Source organism: Corynebacterium lipophilum (genome assembly GCF_024102595.1).
Taxonomy (GTDB): domain Bacteria; phylum Actinomycetota; class Actinomycetes; order Mycobacteriales; family Mycobacteriaceae; genus Corynebacterium; species Corynebacterium pseudogenitalium.
Map to the genome: position 1 here is coordinate 1 of NZ_JAEUWV010000005.1, position 16,543 is coordinate 16,543.

14 protein-coding genes are annotated in these 16,543 nt (G+C 65.8%); 1 reads left to right on the top strand and 13 read right to left on the bottom strand.

Annotated features, from left to right (window positions below; genetic code table 11):
- Positions 1 to 209 precede the first annotated feature (209 nt).
- From JMN37_RS05195 to JMN37_RS05205, 3 genes are read right to left on the bottom strand one after another with little or no spacing between them, the layout of a single operon-like run.
- Positions 210 to 2,078, bottom strand: coding sequence for a BCCT family transporter (locus JMN37_RS05195; protein ID WP_252931256.1), 1,869 nt, complete (start codon positions 2,076 to 2,078; stop codon positions 210 to 212).
- A gap of 27 nt (positions 2,079 to 2,105) precedes the next feature.
- On the bottom strand, positions 2,106 to 2,879 hold the full coding sequence (locus JMN37_RS05200; protein WP_252931257.1) for a CPBP family intramembrane glutamic endopeptidase: 774 nt from the start codon (positions 2,877 to 2,879) through the stop codon (positions 2,106 to 2,108).
- Positions 2,863 to 3,522: an aldose epimerase family protein gene (locus JMN37_RS05205; RefSeq protein ID WP_070478029.1), complete on the bottom strand. Its 660-nt coding sequence runs from the start codon at positions 3,520 to 3,522 to the stop codon at positions 2,863 to 2,865. Before JMN37_RS05205 ends, JMN37_RS05200 begins: the two co-directional genes overlap by 17 nt.
- 36 nt (positions 3,523 to 3,558) lie before the next feature.
- Between JMN37_RS05205 and JMN37_RS05210 the strand changes: the two genes are divergently transcribed.
- On the top strand, positions 3,559 to 4,773 hold the full coding sequence (locus tag JMN37_RS05210; protein ID WP_252931258.1) for an alpha/beta fold hydrolase: 1,215 nt from the start codon (positions 3,559 to 3,561) through the stop codon (positions 4,771 to 4,773).
- Here the strand turns inward: JMN37_RS05210 and JMN37_RS05215 are convergent.
- From JMN37_RS05215 to JMN37_RS05260, 10 genes are read right to left on the bottom strand one after another with little or no spacing between them, the layout of a single operon-like run.
- Positions 4,753 to 5,661, bottom strand: coding sequence for a ribokinase (locus tag JMN37_RS05215; protein ID WP_070478027.1), 909 nt, complete (start codon positions 5,659 to 5,661; stop codon positions 4,753 to 4,755). The two genes, JMN37_RS05210 and JMN37_RS05215, sit on opposite strands and share 21 nt — an antisense overlap.
- A gap of 18 nt (positions 5,662 to 5,679) precedes the next feature.
- Positions 5,680 to 7,005 carry an ATP-binding cassette domain-containing protein gene (locus JMN37_RS05220; protein ID WP_252931259.1) on the bottom strand — a complete coding sequence of 442 codons (1,326 nt, stop codon included), beginning with the start codon at positions 7,003 to 7,005 and terminating at the stop codon, positions 5,680 to 5,682.
- Positions 6,989 to 7,774, bottom strand: a complete 786-nt coding sequence (locus JMN37_RS05225; RefSeq protein WP_070478025.1) for an ABC transporter permease — start codon at positions 7,772 to 7,774, stop codon at positions 6,989 to 6,991. The genes JMN37_RS05220 and JMN37_RS05225 overlap by 17 nt, the downstream gene beginning before the upstream one ends.
- Positions 7,771 to 8,679 carry an ABC transporter permease gene (locus JMN37_RS05230; RefSeq protein ID WP_252931260.1) on the bottom strand — a complete coding sequence of 303 codons (909 nt, stop codon included), beginning with the start codon at positions 8,677 to 8,679 and terminating at the stop codon, positions 7,771 to 7,773. Before JMN37_RS05230 ends, JMN37_RS05225 begins: the two co-directional genes overlap by 4 nt.
- Positions 8,676 to 10,121 carry an ABC transporter substrate-binding protein gene (locus JMN37_RS05235; RefSeq protein ID WP_070478023.1) on the bottom strand — a complete coding sequence of 482 codons (1,446 nt, stop codon included), beginning with the start codon at positions 10,119 to 10,121 and terminating at the stop codon, positions 8,676 to 8,678. The genes JMN37_RS05230 and JMN37_RS05235 overlap by 4 nt, the downstream gene beginning before the upstream one ends.
- A gap of 11 nt (positions 10,122 to 10,132) precedes the next feature.
- On the bottom strand, positions 10,133 to 11,119 hold the full coding sequence (locus JMN37_RS05240) for an LLM class flavin-dependent oxidoreductase (protein ID WP_252931261.1): 987 nt from the start codon (positions 11,117 to 11,119) through the stop codon (positions 10,133 to 10,135).
- A 9-nt stretch (positions 11,120 to 11,128) separates the two neighbouring features.
- Positions 11,129 to 12,493, bottom strand: coding sequence for a branched-chain amino acid transport system II carrier protein (gene brnQ / locus JMN37_RS05245; protein WP_252931262.1), 1,365 nt, complete (start codon positions 12,491 to 12,493; stop codon positions 11,129 to 11,131).
- 59 nt (positions 12,494 to 12,552) lie between these two features.
- On the bottom strand, positions 12,553 to 13,683 hold the full coding sequence (locus JMN37_RS05250) for a phosphotransferase (RefSeq protein ID WP_252931263.1): 1,131 nt from the start codon (positions 13,681 to 13,683) through the stop codon (positions 12,553 to 12,555).
- A 10-nt stretch (positions 13,684 to 13,693) separates the two neighbouring features.
- On the bottom strand, positions 13,694 to 15,403 hold the full coding sequence (gene treS, locus JMN37_RS05255) for a maltose alpha-D-glucosyltransferase (protein ID WP_252931264.1): 1,710 nt from the start codon (positions 15,401 to 15,403) through the stop codon (positions 13,694 to 13,696).
- A gap of 6 nt (positions 15,404 to 15,409) precedes the next feature.
- Complete coding sequence (locus JMN37_RS05260) at positions 15,410 to 16,531, bottom strand: MalY/PatB family protein (RefSeq protein ID WP_252931265.1); 1,122 nt, start codon at positions 16,529 to 16,531, stop codon at positions 15,410 to 15,412.
- Between the last annotated feature and the right edge of the window lie 12 nt (positions 16,532 to 16,543).

The following is a 16,543-nucleotide window of genomic DNA, read 5'->3' on the forward strand; positions in this document are numbered from 1 at the left end:
AGACCTCGGGGGTGGTCATGCCTTCGAAGTACTTGTCGACCGCGGACTCGCGGACGGTGTCGGGGAACTTTGCGGGCATCGGAATACCTTCCAGCCCTCAACACTCCAACAAAATGTCCGCGCTCCCCGAAACGGGGATTACTACAATCCTGTTACTCCCATTTGCGCAAAGGGCTCTGATGAGCTGAGCTGGTCGGCGCCCTGCCGAGCTAGTCCTTCTTGGACCCAGACCCAGACCCAGACTCAGACTCAGAATCGGAGTCTTCGGCTTCGTAGCCGTCGGCCCAGGTGCCGGTTTCGTAGTCGTAGCCGACGTTTTCGCCGTCCTCATTGGTGCGCTGGTACCAGTCGGTGACGTGGGCGGCGGTGGAGTCGAAGTCGGCGCCGGCGCCCTTGCCTTCGTCGGCTTGGTTGACGGTGAGTTCGAAGTCGTCGCCGTATTCTTCGAGGCCCTTGATCACAGCGGCGCGCATCGCGGAGCGCGCGTAGGTGTTGCGGATCGCGAGTGGGTCGGTGGAGAGATCCCGCAGGAAGGCGATGCCGATGAAGATCAGGATGACGGAGAAGGGCAGCGCGGAGAGAATGGTCAGGGACTGCAGGCCGGACAGCGCGTCTTCGCCGCCGGTGAGCAGCATGACGACGGCGATGCCCATCATGCATGCGCCCCAGAACAACACGATGAGCTTCTTCGGTGCCGGGTCGCCCTTGGAAGACATGGTGCCCATGACGACGGAGGCGGAGTCGGCTGAGGTGATGAAGAAGATCGAGAGGATGACGATCAGGAGCACCGAGGTGATGCTGTACAGCGGTAGCTGCTCAAACATGGCGTAGAGGACGCTTTCGGTGGAGCTGGTGCCGTCAAAACCTGGGATGTTGTCCCGGTTGAAGGAGATGGTGGTGCCGCCGAAGATGGTGAACGCGAGGATGAGCACGGTCGTCGGTACGACGATGGTGACGATGACGAACTGTCGCAGCGTGCGGCCGCGGGAGATGCGGGCGATGAACATGCCGACGAACGGGGTCCACGCGATCCACCATGCCCAGTAGAAGGCGGTCCAGGCCGACTGGAAGTCGAGGGTTTCCGTGCCCCAGGTCAGCGAACGGGACGCCATGTCCATGTACTTGTCGACGTACGCGATCGTGCCGGACGGGATCAGGTTCGTGAGGAACAGGGTCGGGCCGGTGACGAACACGAAGAAGATCGCGCCGAGTGTCAGCGTGATGTTGATGTTGGAGAGGATGCGCACGCCCTTGGACACGCCGGAGACGGCCGAGATCATGAAGCCGGTAGACAGCAGCATCACGATGGCGATGAGCACGCCGGTGGACACCTCGATGCCGCCGACGATGGAGACGCCCTCGGTGATCTGCAGGGACGCAACGCCGAGGGAGGCCGCGGTGCCGAAGAGGGTGGCGACGATCGCGAGGATGTCGACGATCTTTCCGGTCCACGCGGCACCACCCTTGGTCAGCGGGGTGAAGATGGAGGACATGAGGGAGACGCGGCCGCGGCGGTACGTCGAGTAGGCGAGGGCACCGCCGACGAGTGCGTAGGCTGACCACGGTGAAACGCCCCAGTGGAAGTGGGACTGCGCCATGGCTTGGTGCAGGGCTTCGGGGGTTTCGGCGTCGACAGTCAGCGGTGGTGGGGTGATGTAGTGGTTGAGGGGTTCGGAGGGGCCGAAGAAGAAGATGCCGACGCCAATACCTGCCGCGAACATCATGGCGATCCAGGAGAAGAAGGAGTACTCCGGTTCCTCGTCGTCCTTGCCGAGCTTGATGGTGCCGAAGCGTGAGAACGCGATGACGAGCATCAGGACGACGCAGCCGGACATGATGATGTTAAACAGCCAGCCGAAGTTGTACATGCCCCAGTTCAGTGCGTTGCCGGCGACTTCGCCGACGGTGTCTGGGGCGGCGATGCCCCAAATGATGAACGCGACGATGAGCACCGCTGTGACACCGAAGACGAGTTTGTCCACCCCGAATCGGTTGCGTTGTTCTTCTACGCTGATCCCGGGGACGAGTCCGGGGTGCATGTCGTCGGGGTAGGCGGGTGCAGCATTGGTGCTGGACATGAGGTGCTCCTTGAGATTGTGAGTCTCTTAGTTAACCGCATCCGGGACGATATGGCTAGTTGGGTCCGGACGTTTTCGGCGGTTGATAGCCAGGAGGAGCAGCGTTGCACCGATGGTGAATGCGGAAGAAAACGCCAGGTCAACCCACCCAAGCTCGGTAGGGCTGGCGTCGGGTTCGATGAAGAAAACAGAGATATTATTAAACGCGTGCATCACCACTGCGGCCTCGAGTCCGCCGGTGTACCAGACAAGGGCGGAGACGCAGATGGTGAACACGAGGATGTCGGTAAGTCCGATCCAGTTGTACTCGTGCAACGCCACGAAGGGGATGACCGGTACCGCGTACGCCACCCACGGCGAGCGCACCCACGTGCCGACGATCTGGGGGATAGCGCCGCGGAACATGAACTCTTCCGACGCCGCCTGAAACGGCGTGATGAGCACGTACATCAGCAGGATTGGCGTGAGGTCGATGTCTTCCCACGGCGTGGTCAGGCCGAACAGTACCAGCATGACCAGGCTGCTGCGAAGCACGATTGGCCAGCGCACGCGGCCCGCCACGCTGACGAGCAGCGCCGGATCGCGTCCGGCCACCCGTGCTGCGAGGAACGCCGCCGGCAGCGTCAGCGCAAGGCTGAGCACGATGGCCAGCTGAGATTCCATGTCGCCGGTGGCGTCCAGGAAGAAGAAGGCAGCCAGCGTCAGCGTGAGGAAGAACGCTACGAGCAGCAGCGCCTCTATGAGCGCGCGCCACCACGGCCGTTCAGCGGCGAGGAGGTGGTACTCAGGGTAGGGCTGCAACGGCGACCTCCAGCGCGATGCTCGCGGAAGCACCCGGGATCAGGGTCACGCCGCGGCGGTCTTCGCCGAGCAGCGCTGGCTCCACGCACACGAAGTGCGCCCAGTCGTCGTCGCCGAGGTCCTCGGCGTCGCGGCAGACGTCGGGGCCGGGGTTCCACACCACGAGGTGGTCGGTGCCGGTGCAGGTAAACGTGAGCTCGCGCGTGGCGTCGCGGAGGACGGCGCTGGTCGCTCCGGCAATCACGGCGTCGGTTTCGTTGCCGAAGCGCAGCGGGCCCTCCACCGTCTTCAACTCGCCGTCGGTTTTGTCGAGGAAGCGGGAGCCTTGGACACCCGAGAGCTCCGCGGTTGCCGCGTCGCAGGCCCAGTAGGGGTGCAGCGCGATCTGGACGGGCCGCGGGGTGGTCGCCCCGTTGGTGATGGTCAGTTCGAAGCGCGAGCGGGCGTCGTCAAGCTGGCTGCGGAAGACGAGGTGGAAGTTGTCGTGGCTCACGCGCATCGTGTCGCCGTCGTGTTGCCACTCGAGGCTGGTTGCCCAGCCGTGCATCTGCTCGCCGAGGGTCTGTGCGAACCACGGGGCAACAACTGGGATGCCTCCGTGGGCCGGATTGTGCTGGGAATGAAAAAACAGTGGTTGCGTCACGGCTCCCAATGCTAGTGGGGGTATAGCATGAGGGCCATGTCTCTGTTTGCTTCCTCTCTCCACTGCGTTGATGTCCCCTTCGAGCGCGAGGGGGTGCAGCTGTTCGCGCGCATCGTGCGCAGCGCCACGACCGCGAAGGACGCGCCGGCGCTGCTCTTCCTCCAGGGCGGCCCAGGTTTCCCGAGCCCACGCGAGCGCTTCGAGTGGATCGAGTACGCCACCAAGCGCGGCTACCAGGTGGTGCTGCTGGATCAGCGCGGCACGGGCCGCTCCTCCCGCATCGATCGCGCCATGCTTGGCGACGCCACCATCGACTTCACCCGTCTTCGCGCCGACGTCATCGTGGACGACGCGGAAGCGCTGCGCCGCACGCTGGGGCTGGCGCAGTGGGACGTGCTGGGCCAGTCCTTCGGCGGGTTCTGCCTGGTGCACTACATGCTGCGCTACCCGGACTCGCTGCGTGCGGCGCTGTTTACGGGTGGGTTGCCCTCGATCAGCAGGGGCGTGGACGAGGTGTACGAGGCGACGTTCGCCACCGTGCGGGCCCGCCACGAGGAGCTCTTCGAGGCAGTGCCGTGGGCGCAGGAGCGCATCGCGGAGGTGTGCGAGCACCTCGAGCAGCGCGAGGAGTTCCTGCCAACCGGGGAGCGGCTGAGCGCGCGGCGTTTCCGGACCATCGGCACGCTGTTGGGGCAGGAGGGCGGCGCAGGCACGATCGCGGCGCTGCTCGAGGCCCCCTTCCACCCGAATGGTGCGATGCGCACGGACGTGCTTGCGCAGATCGGCGCGCTGGTCAGCTACGAGTCTGGCCCGCTCTACGGGGTGATCCACGAATCCATCTACGGCGGTACCGTACCGGGTGCGACCGCGTGGTCGGCGCAGCGCGTCGCCGAGCGCACTCCCGGCTTCGGCGCCGGCGAAGGGTTGCTCACCGGCGAGCACGTCTTCCCGTTCCAATTCGACGAGGACCCGGCGCTGCGCCCCTTCAAACAGGCAGCGCACGAGCTGGCGGCCAAGGACGATTGGCCCAACCTTTACGCCGGGGCTGCAGGGTTCAACGCAGCCGACCACGGGATTCGGACCGCGGCGGCCGTCTATACGCAGGATATGTACGTGCCGCGCCAGTTCTCCCTCGAGACCGCCGAGGCACTCGGCATCAACGTGTGGGAAAACGCGCACATGCAGCACGACGGGTTGCGCAGACACGGCGAGACCGTGCTGGGTGCGCTGTTAGAAATCGTAGGCGTCTAGCTCGACGGCGCTCGGGTAGGAGGGCTGCGCGCCGGGCTTCGTTACAGCGATCGCGCCGACCTTCGCCGCGACCTTCGCGGCCTCGTCCAGGGTGTCGCCCTCAACCAGGCGGTGGCACAGCGCGCCCGCGAACGCGTCACCAGCGCCAACCGTGTCGACGGCCTCCACCCGAGGCGTGGCCACCGGGCGCAACCCATCCGCGTCGGCGATGAGCGCCCCGGCCGCACCGAGGGTGAGCACGACGGAGGCGAAGCCGGCGTCGAGAAGCTGCTGGGCCAGCTGCTCCGGGGGCTCCTGCGGGGAGACGCCGAGCTGCTCGAGGATGAGGCCGGCCTCGTGCTCGTTGGCGAGCAGCGGGTCGGCGGCGAGCAGTGCTGCGCGGTCCACCTCCACGACGGGGGCAAGGTTGACCACGACGCGCGCACCGTGGGCCTGCGCCAGCTCGACCGCCTTGGCGAAGCCGTCCGCGGGGATCTCGCCCTGCAGCAACACGAGTGAGGCGTCCTCGATGGCGGCGACGTGGCGCTCAACGTGGTTCGCGTCCACCTCGGCGTTCGCGCCGGGCACGACCAGGACGGTGTTCTCGCCATCGGCGGCCACGGTGATCACAGCAAGGCCGGTGACCTCCTCTTTCTGCTCGACGTGGGTGAGGTCCACACCCGCGACCTCCAGGAGCGCGAGCGCCGGTGCCGCGTTCGAGTCCTTACCAACCGCGCCGACTAGCGCCACATGCGCGCCCAGCTTCGCGGCTGCGCACGCCTGGTTGGCGCCCTTGCCTCCGGCGGTGAGCCCGCCGCCTTCGCCCAGTAGGGTTTCGCCCGGGTTAGGGTGGCGGGCAACGTTGACGGTGAGGTCTGCGTTAATGGAACCAACTACTACGATCTTCATACCCACCCACAGTAGCGCCTAAAACATGCTGTCGATGAGGCGCCGCGTGTATTCGTGCTGCGGATTACGCAGGACGTCCTGCGTGCGGCCCTCCTCCACGATTTCGCCCTCGTGCATCACGATCGTGCGAGGGCACAGCGCGCGCACCACGCCGAGGTCGTGGGAGACGAACACGAGGGTGGAGGCGAGCTCGTCGAGCAGGGTGAGCACCTGGTTACGCAGGGTGGCGTCGAGGGCGGAGACGGGCTCGTCCGCAAGCAGGATATCGGGGGTGGCGGCGGTCGCGCGCGCGATAGAGATGCGCTGGCGCTGCCCGCCGGAGAACTCGCGGGGCAAGCGTCGCTCGGTGCCCTCGAGGCCCACCGCGGCAAGCACCTCGCGGGCCCGCCGCGTATCGACGCCCGCCTCCTCCACCGACGCCCCGACCCGCATCCGCGGGTCCAGGGAAGAGTAGGGGTCCTGGAACACCATCTGGCAGCCGCCGTTGATGCGGACCTCCCCGGAGTCGACGCCGCGCAAGCCCGCGATGACGTGCAGGAGGGTGGTCTTGCCGGAGCCAGAACCGCCCACGATGCCGATGCGCTCGCCCCGGCGGACCTCCAGGTTCACGTTGTGTAGTGCTTTGGTGGTGCCGCGGGTGACGGAGACGTCGCGAAGCGTGACCACGGGCGCGCCTACCTCGCGTGGCGCAGTCGCGAGCGTGGGCAGCGTCGGGTTGAGCAGTTTGCGCGAGTAGGCGCTGTCCGTCGGCTCGATCGACCCAGCGCGAAACACCAGAACTTCCTGCGTCATGTGCCTGACCACCGGCATGTCGTGGGAGATGAACAGCAGCCCCATGCCGCGGCGGCGGACCACGGCGTCGATGAGGTCCAGGATCTGGCGTTGGACGGTGACGTCAAGGGCGGTGGTGGGCTCGTCGCAAAGCAAGAAATCGGGGTCGCCGGCGAGGGCAAGCGCGATGAGCACGCGCTGGCGCTGCCCGCCGGAGAGCTCGTGCGGGTAAGCCTCGGGGCGGTCGACGCCGACTTCCTGCAGCAGGTGCCGCGGCACGACCTTGCCGATCTTCTTGAGCGGGTCGAGTGCCGTCATGGGTTCTTGGAAGACCATTGCGACGCGAGAGCCGCGCACGCGGCGGCGGGTCCGCTCGGAGGTGCCGATCATTTCGACGCCGTCGACGGTGATGGAGCCTTCCGCGGGGAGGTCCGTGAGCCCCATGATGGACAGCGCCGTGAGTGACTTGCCGGACCCGGACTCGCCGATGATGCCGAGGCGCTGGCCGCGCTCGAGCGTGAAACTGATGCCGTGCAGCAGGCCCTCGATGCGGAGGTTAGAAACGTTGATCACGGTGGCCTCCTGCTACGTTGCACGCGAGAATCGTCAGCGCGATGGCCAGCGCCGGCCACAGCGCAAGGTGCGGGGCTGTGGCCAGGTAAGGCTGGCTGGCCTGCAGCATCCGGCCCCAGGACGCAAAGGGCGCCTGCACACCGAAACCGAGGAAGGACAGGCCCGACTCGGCCAGCACCGCCATGGAAAACGCCACCGCGATCTGGGTGATGACCACCGGCAGGATGTTCGGCAGCACGTGGCGCCACGCCACCATAATCCCAGGCACCTTGTTCAGGCGCGCGGCCAGGATGTAGTCCTGGGACATCACGCGAAGCGTGGCTACCCGCGAGACCCGAACGAACCCGGGGATACCCGCGATGCCAAGGGCGAGCACCACGATCCACATGCTGGCGCCGAATGCAGCGGTCAACGCGATGGCCAGCAGCAGCGCCGGAAACGCCATGAGCACGTCGCTGCCGCCCATGACGGCGCGCTCCGTCCAGGAGCGTCGCATGCCCGCGAGCACCCCGAGTGGCACGCCCACGAGCAGGGAGAGCGCGGCGGCACCTGCGCTCGCAGCAACGGTGTAGCGCGCGCCCATCATGATGCGCGAGAGTAGATCGCGGCCCAGCTCGTCGGTGCCGAGCAAGTGCGTAGCGCTTGGTGCGGCGAGGCGCTGCGCCGGCATGGCCTGCAGCGGGTCGTAGGGCGTCCACACTAGGGAGAGCACCGCCACGAACACGATGGCCCCCAGCGTTATCCACCCAGCTATTCGTTTCGGGTTCACTTCGCCCTCCTGACACGCGGGTCAACGACCCCGTAGGCGATGTCCACGAGCGCGTTGACCAGTAGCGTAAACGCCACCAGCAGCATCATCGTGGACTGCACCGCTGTGATATCGCGGTTGCGCACCGAGTCCAGCAGGAAAGAGCCAAGGCCGGGGATGGCGAAGACTTGCTCCACAACCACGGCGCTGACCACCAGCGCGGACAGCTGGATCCCCACCACCGTGAGCACCGGCAGCGCGGCGTTGCGAAGCACGTGCTCGCGCACCACCTGCGTCATGCTCGCACCGGTAGAGCGCGCGGTGCGCACGTAGTCGCGCTCGAGCTCCTCGGAAACCGCGGTGCGGATATACCTCGCCAGGATCGCCGTCTGCACGGCGGTCAGCGACAGCACCGGCAACACCGCGTGCGCAGCCGTGCCCCACCCGTTGGCAGGCAACCAGCCCAAACGCACCGAGAACACCGCCACGGCCACAATGCCGACAACGAAGCTCGGCACCGCCATGCCCAGCTGCGTCAGCCCGGACAGCACCGCACTGTTTCGCCGCGCCAGCCAGATCCCGACAGGAAGCGCGATGGCCAGCGACAACACCATCGCAGCCACCGCCAACACCAGCGAGACCCCCGCGCGCTGCCAGATCACCGGGCCCAGGTCCGCGCCGCTGGCCAGCGACACCCCGAAGTCACCGCGCAGCATCGCCGCGATCCAGCCCACGTACTGGGCCACCAGCGGGCGGTCCGTCCCCAACGTGTGCGACAGCTCCGCCACCGCTTCATCCGAGGCGTTGAGCCCAAGCGCGATGCGCGCCGGGTCGCCCGGGATGGCCCGCAGCAGAAGGAAGATCACCACGCTGGCCGCGGCGAGCAGCGCGAGCAGCCGCAGCAGTGTTGACGCAATGTGTTTCATCGGCGCACCTCGTTCAGTGGCAGGGAATCGGTGACCACGTTCGGGTCAAGCCCGTGCACGCCCGGCGCGTAGAGCACGATGTTCGGCGCGTTGACCAGGGTGAGCGCCCCGGCATCCGCCATGATGGTGTCCACCGCGGCCCGCAGGTCGCCTTGCGCCATGAGCTCGCGGGCGTGCGCGGAGTCGTAGCCGAAGTAGTAGTCCGGGTTGCCGAACATGTGCACCATGTCGCGCGGCTCCACGTGCGAGATAATCGACGCCTGATAGTCGTGCTGCTTGTGCACCTTGTTCAGCCACACCGCCGGGAACTCGACGGTGTGCAGCGTGACGCGGAAGCCGACGCTGCGAAGCTGGGAGTAGATGAGCTCGCTGGCGGTCTGCGCGTACGGCAGGCTGGGCACCTCGATGGTGACCTCAGGGGTGCGTCCGGCGAGCAATTCGCGTGCCTTGTCCGGGTCGAAGGGGTAGTAGTTGGTGCCGGTAAACCACGGGTCGGTCGGTGGGACGGGCGCGCCGCCAGTGTCGGTGGCGAGCCCGTTGTAGACCACCGCGTTGAGCGCGTCACGGTCGATGGCGTAGGCGGCGGCCTGCCGCACGGTGACGTCGTCGAAGGGTGCGGCCTTGTTGTTCATGCTGAAGACCACCTCGCCGTTGGTGGTACCGACGGCGGTGGTGATGTCTTCAGGCAAAGCGTCGAGTAGCTGCGGCGCCTGCATCGCCCACACGACGTCCACATCGCCGACGCGCAGCGCGTTCACCGCAGCGATGGCGTCGCCGAAGTAGCGGATCATGGCCCCGCTTTGCGGCTTTGTGCCCCAGTAATCGGGCCGCGGGTCGAAGGCAATCGAGTGGCCGGGCTCAAACGAGCGCAGCGTGTACGGCCCGGTGCCCAACGGGTTTCGAGCGAGCCTTCCCACGGAGTCGGGCGTCATCATCGCACCCGTCATCGTTCCCATGGACCACAGCCACTGCTCGCTCGGTGCCTTCAGCGTTACCTCGAGCGTGCGCGGGTCCACCGCGCGCGCGGATGCGACCGGGTCCATGTTCTCCTTGATGCCGTTGACCCAGGAGTCCTTCACATAGTTGATGGAGAAGACGGCGTCGCTGGCGTCGAAGGGGGAGCCGTCGGAAAAGGTCACGCCCTCGCGCAGGTCGAAGGTGTAGACGGTGCCGTCGTCGCTTACACGCCACGAGGTCGCCAACCACGGCTGCGGTTCGCCGTTGGCGTCGATACGCACGAGCGTCTCGTAGATGTTGCCCATCAGCGCCTGGGGTGCCGCGGCACCACCGATGGAGGTGAAGTCGAGGCCCGCAGGGGGCCCTTGCGTTGCGACGACCACATCCTCCCTGGGCGTCGCGGGACCACACGAAGCGAGGCTCAGTCCGAGCGTGGCGCCGAGCGCGGACGCCATCAGCCCGCGCGACAGGGTGCTGAAATGCATGAGTGTAGAGTCTAGCGGTCCCAGACTCCTGCGAGAATTTCCATCGAACGCAGCGCCTCTTCATGCGTTGGGGCCTGCAGCGAAATCATCAACTCGTCCGCGTGCGCGGTGGCGGCGAAGTCGGTGAGGTAGTCGCGGACCTGATCACCGGTACCGGCCGCGGTGTAGCGCAGCATGCCAATAATCTGTTGGCCCTGTGGGGAGCGCACAACCTCGTCGAGCTGCTCGTCGTTGAGCATGGTGCCGCGGCGGCTGATCATGGCGCGCACCCGGTTGCGGTGCACCAGGTGGGTCTGGCGCTCGGCGTCCTCGGCGGTGTCCGCGGCGGTGACGTTTACGGCCGCGATGCAGTAGGGCTCCGGGTAGCGCTCGGACGGCTCGTAGTTCTCCTTGTAATACGCCGTGGCCTGCTCCAGCATGTTGGGCGCGAAGTGGGAGGCAAACGAGTACGGCAGACCGAGCTTCGCTGCGAGCGACGCCCCGAACATAGAGGAGCCGAGGATGTACAGCGGCACGTTGGTGCCTGCGCCCGGCACGGCGGTTACTCCGGCGAGCGGGGAGTTATCGCTGAGCCAGGCCTGCAGCTCCAGCACGTCCTCCGGGAAGTGCTCGGCCGCCCGCGGGTCGCGCCGCAGGGCGCGGCCGAGCGTTTGCTGGTCGGTGCCCGGGGCGCGGCCAAGCCCGAGATCAATACGGTTCGGGTAGAGCTCCTCGAGCATCCCGAACTGCTCCGCAACCACGTACGGCGAGTGGTTCGGCAGCATCACGCCACCCGCGCCGAGCCGGATGCGCTCGGTCTTCGCCCCGATGTGGGCGATGAGCACCGAGGGCACCGAAGAGACAATGCTGTGCATGTTGTGGTGCTCGGAGTACCAAATACGCGAATACTCCAGCGATTCCGCCTTCTGCGCGAATGCAACGGAGCGCTGCATTGCGTCGGCGACGGACTCGCCGGAGTATCTGGTGCAAAAATCAATCAGTGAGAGTGGAAGAGACATGGCCCCACACTACGCGCTGATGGCCTCCGCGTGCTTTTTCGGACGGGCCAGGTCCACGACCAGGCCAATGACGAACGCGACGACCACCGGCAGGACCCAGCCAAGGCCTACCGCGTCGAGTGGAGCCCACGTCACCAGCGGACGCAGGGCGTCGGCACCCCAGCCCAAGGAAATGAACGTCTCGATTGCTGACCAGACCACAGCAACCCAGATCGGCAGGAAAAACGCCCAACGGAAGGCCATGCGGCGCTTGAACGCTGGCTCGACCAGGGTGACAAAGATCAGGGCGATGGCCGGCGGATACAGGAAGCCGATGACCGGGGCTGCGATCGTCATCACGAAGTCCAGACCCTGGGTCGCGATGACCATCGAGGTGATAGTGAAGATTACCGCCCACGTGCGGTAGGCACCGCCAAACTCAGTAGAGAAGTACTCCGCCGTCGCAGTAATCAGGCCAACCGCGGTAGTCAGGCATGCCAGCAACACGATAAGCGAGAAGATGACCTGGCCTGCCTGGCCCATTGTTAAGTGGGCCGCCTCTGCCAATAAGCCGGCACCATTGTCGAACCGGGTGGCATCCGGCATGATGCGGCCGATCATGCCCAGGCCGACATAAATCACCGCCAGCAGCGCGCCTGCGCCGACGCCCGCTGCGATCGTACCGTTGACCAGCTTCTTGCCCTCAGGGAAGCCCTTCGAACGCAGCGTGGAAATCACAACAATGGAAAAGGCCAGCGCGGCGATGGAGTCCATCGTCAGGTAGCCCTCCAGCAGGCCGGTCGGGTACGGGCCGGACTGGTACTGCTCCGAAGGGGTGGATGGCTCAGCGCTCCAGCGTGACAGGGAGACGGCGATCATTACGACCAGCAGGATGACCAGCGCCGGGGTGAGGAACTTGCCGAGCTTTTCCATAATTGTGTTCGGGTTCCAGCTCAGTGCAAGGGCGATGCCGAAGAAGATGACGTTGCACACACCCGAGGCGAAAAGGCTGGACACGCCGAACAGCGGGGTGATGGCCGTTTCCATCGACACCGCACCGGTACGTGGCAGCGCGTAGAACGCACCGATGGACAAGTAGGCGAGCACTGGGAACGCGACGCCGAAGATGCTGCCGGCGCGCTGCGCGAGGTCGCGCACGTTCGCGCCGGACAGTGCAATCGCGATGACCGCCAGCACCGGCAGCAGCGCGCCGGTGCTGAGGAAGCCGAGGATGGCAGGCCAGAAGTTATCGCCTGCCTGGACGGCCAGGGTTGGTGGGAAAATCAGGTTGCCGGCGCCGAAGAACATGGAGAACAGCGCCAGCGCGGTGACGACGACCGCCTGGGTGGAGTTCCCCTGTTTCGTGCCCGTGTGAGCGTTCTGTGTGTGGTCCATTGCCACACAGTACAACACACAGCGAAAAAATGGGAAATCTTTTCCATTCTGTGAGACGTTTACACGAGAGTTTCGATCGCCTTCAACGGAATCTCCACCCAATCAGGGCGGTTGTTCGCCTCGTACACCACCTCGTACGCCGCCTTGTCCACCACGTACGCAGCGAGAACTGGGTCCTCGCTCGCGGGGGCAGTGCCGTAGCCTTCCAGCAGCTTTTCGACGTGCTCCCGCTCCCAGGCAGCGTCAAAGTTGCCCACAGCCGCGGCGTACCCGTAGGAGCGGATCATCCCGGCGACATCGCGCAGCGGGTGATCGGGCAGGCGGCGCTCCTGTAGGGGACGCGCGGGCTCGCCCTCGAAGTCGATGAGGAACCACTGTGAGTCCGTTTTCAGCGTCTGCCCAAGGTGGAGGTCGCCGTGGACTCGCTGCGTGGTCAGGGATGTAGCGGCGGTGGCAGCGGAGCTGGCGTCGAGAAGCGAGTAGAGCTTCAGGATGCGCTCGCGGTACTGCTCGAGCACCGGCGCGCGCTGAATATAGGAGTCAAGGTGCCGCGTGAGCCGCGTGCGCAGCGCCGACGGGCTGGCAGTCTCGGTTGGGAAGGCGTCGGCGAGCGCGGTGTGCACCTGGCGGATCGCTGCGCCAAGCGCTTCGGTGTCGGTGGCGTCGAGCTTGCCACCAGATGCGAGGACGAACCCGTCAGTGCCGCCCACGATGCAGTCCTGCTGCATCGCAAGGGTCTGGCCATCGCGGGTAGCGTAGCCGCGCACCGCGGCGACGGCGGGGCAGTCCGCGATCTGGCTCAAAAGCTCCACATCCGGGTTCAGGCCGTCCTCGAGGCGGCGGAACACCTTCACGATGTGCTCGCCAACCACCAGCGAGGTGTTCGACTGCTCGGCACCGAGCGGGCGAGCACCAGCAGCGTCGATGGCGCCCTCTACCGCGCCGAACTTGGCGATGTTGGCCAAGTAGGCCTCGGCACCCTCTGGGGTGTGTAGGACGTCCTGGGTGCCGGTGGCGTCGACAAAGACTTGGTAGTGGTCGACCGTGCCGCCGTGGTGCACCGCGAGGATCTGCCAGGTGAAGCGCTCACCGGTGGTGGGGGAGGAGACATGTTCCGCGGCGACGACGTCAATGGCGTCGACCGGCTCAGACTTGGCGCCGTAGAAGCGCTGCGCAGCAATATCAATCATGTGACCAATGTTAGGAGATATCGAACCAGAAGAAGCCATGAGGCGCGAGTGTGCTCAGCCACGGCAGTTCGCCGATGGCAGGGAACTCCTCACCGCCGGTCAGCTCGCGGGGCACCACGCCGTTGTAGTGCGACAGATCCATTTCGACGGCCTGCGGGCGCGAGGACATATTGTGCACGCACAGGATCCGCTCGCCCTCGTACTCGCGGATAAACGCCAACACCTGCGGGTTCCCATGCCCCACCTCGATGTAAGAGCCGCGCCCGAACGCGCGGTATTGCTTGCGGATCATGATCATCTGGCGCACCCACTGCAGCAGCGAGTTCTCCAGCTTCATCTGGGACTCCACGTTGACAATGTCGTAGCCGTACTGGTCATTGCGCACCGGCGGCAAGTAGAGGCGCTCCGGATCCGCGTGCGAGAATCCACCATTGCGGTCGTTCGACCACTGCATCGGGGTGCGTACGCCGTCGCGGTCGGGCAGCCAGATGTTGTCGCCCATCCCGATCTCGTCGCCGTAGTACAAAAACGGCGAACCAGGCAGGGAAAGTAGCAGCGCGTGCGCAAGCTCCAGGCGACCGCGGTGCCCACCCAAAAGCGGTGCAAGCCGCCTGCGGATGCCCACGTTCGCGCGCATCCGTGGCTCGAACGCAAAGTTCTGGTACATGAACTCGCGCTCCTGGTCCGTGACCATCTCGAGCGTGAGCTCGTCGTGGTTGCGCAAGAACATACCCCACTGCGCGGACTCCGGAATCGGAGGCGTCTCACGCAAGATATCGACGATCGGCTGTGCCAGCTCCTGGCGGATCCCCATGAAGATGCGTGGCATGACTGGGAAGTGGAAGGCCATCTGGCACTCGTCACCTTCGCCCTCACCGAAGTAGGCGACGACCTCCTCCGGGAGCTGGTTCGCCTCCGCAAGCAAGAAGCGACCCGGGTACTCTTCGTCGAACATCGCACGGACCTTCTTAATGAACTCGTGTGTCTCCGGAAGGTTCTCCGAGGAGGTGCCCTCGCGCTCGAAGAGGTACGGGATGGCATCGAGGCGGATGCCGTCCATCCCCAGGTCCAGCCAGAAGCGGATGACGTCCAAAATCTCCTGCTGGACCGCCGGGTTGTCGTAGTTCAGGTCCGGCTGGTGGGAAAAGAAGCGGTGCCAGAAGTACTGCTTGCGCACCGGGTCGAACGTCCAGTTGGACTCCTCGGTGTCGATGAAGATAATGCGGGTGCCCGCGTACTTCTCCGGGTCATCCGACCACACGTAGTAGTCCCCGTACGGGCCGGAAGGGTCGCGGCGCGACTCCTGGAACCAGGGGTGCTGGTTGGAGGTGTGGTTGATCGGAAAGTCGGTGATGATGCGGATGCCGTGGCGGTGGGCGGCGTCGATCAGGGAGACGAAGTCTTCCACCGTGCCGAACTCCGGCAGCACCTTGCGGAAGTCCCGGATGTCGTAGCCGCCGTCCTTAAGCGGCGAGTCGTAGAACGGTGGGATCCAGAGGCAGTCGACGCCGAGCCACTGCAGGTAGTCCAGCTTGGACTCGAGGCCCTGCAGCGTGCCGGAGCCGGTGCCGTTCGGGTCGAAGAAGGCGCGGACCAGCACCTCGTAGAACACCGCGTCCTTGTACCACTCTGGGTCAGGGCGCTCCCACGGCTCGGCGGCAGGGGTCGGCGTGGAGAAGTCGGTGGCTTGCGGGGTAGGGAGTTTCGCGTTTTCGTCCATGCCTCCTCACAGTAGCTTGATTGCCTCAGCCATGCGCCGGACGGCCTCCTGCAGGATCTCGGGCGAGGTGGCGAAGTTCAGGCGGGCCTTGTGCGCGCCGCCGGGCCCGAAGCTTGTGCCTTCGTTGAGCGCCACCCCGGCGTGTTCTAACAGCCACGCGGCCGGGGTTTCGGTGGTGAGCTTCGTGCCGGAAAAGTCCACGAGCAGCAGGTAGGTCGCCTCCGGAACGGGGAAGGTGATGCCCGGGATCTGCTTCGGTAGCTCCTCGACGAGCCAGTCACGGTTGGCGCGCAGCTGCTCGACCTGCTGGTCTAAGTACTCGGCGCCGTGTGCGTAGCAGGCCTCCGCCGCCACGATGCCGAGCGTGCCCGTGCCCTCCTTCGTGATGTCGGACAGCGCGTTCCAGGTGGCGACGTCCTCGTCGTTGGAGAAGAGGATCTGCGCGCACTTGAGTCCGGCGACGTTCCAGGCTTTCGACGTCGCCGTGACCGTGATACAGACGTCCGGGTTGTGCTCGGCGGCGCACACGTGGCTGCCCTCGTAGACGATCGGGGCGTGGATCTCGTCGACGATGACCCGGCCGCCGTAGCGGCGCGCGATGTCACAGATCGCGTCGAGGTCCTCGCGGCTGAAGATGTAACCCCACGGGTTCATCGGGTTCGTCACGATAATGGAGCCGGCGCCGTCACGAAACGCCTCCTCGACCTCTGCCAAGTTCAGGCCGCCCTCGCTGCTGACGTCCACGCGCTTGCGCTCCGCAGTTGAGGCGATCTCGAGGAAGGGAAAGTACGCAGGCACGGGCACGATGACGTCGCCTTCGGTGAAGTGCTCGATGGCGAGCAGCACACCGCGTACCACGTCGGGGACGGTAACAATCCGCGCTGGGTCCGGGCGCCAGCCGTAGCGCTGTGCGTAAAACTCGGAGACGTTTTTCGCCAGGCACTGCGCGCGTGGGGCGGGCGTGTAGCCGAAGCATTCGCGCTCGACGGCGTTGAGCAACGCCGCCATCACGGGCGGGGCGGTGGGGAAGTCGCTTTCGGCGATAAACAGTGGCAGCACGTTTTCGTCGTACACGGTCCACTTGCGGGTGCGGCGGTTTCGGAGTGTGGAAAGGTCTGGGAACTTCATGCTCCAAGACTG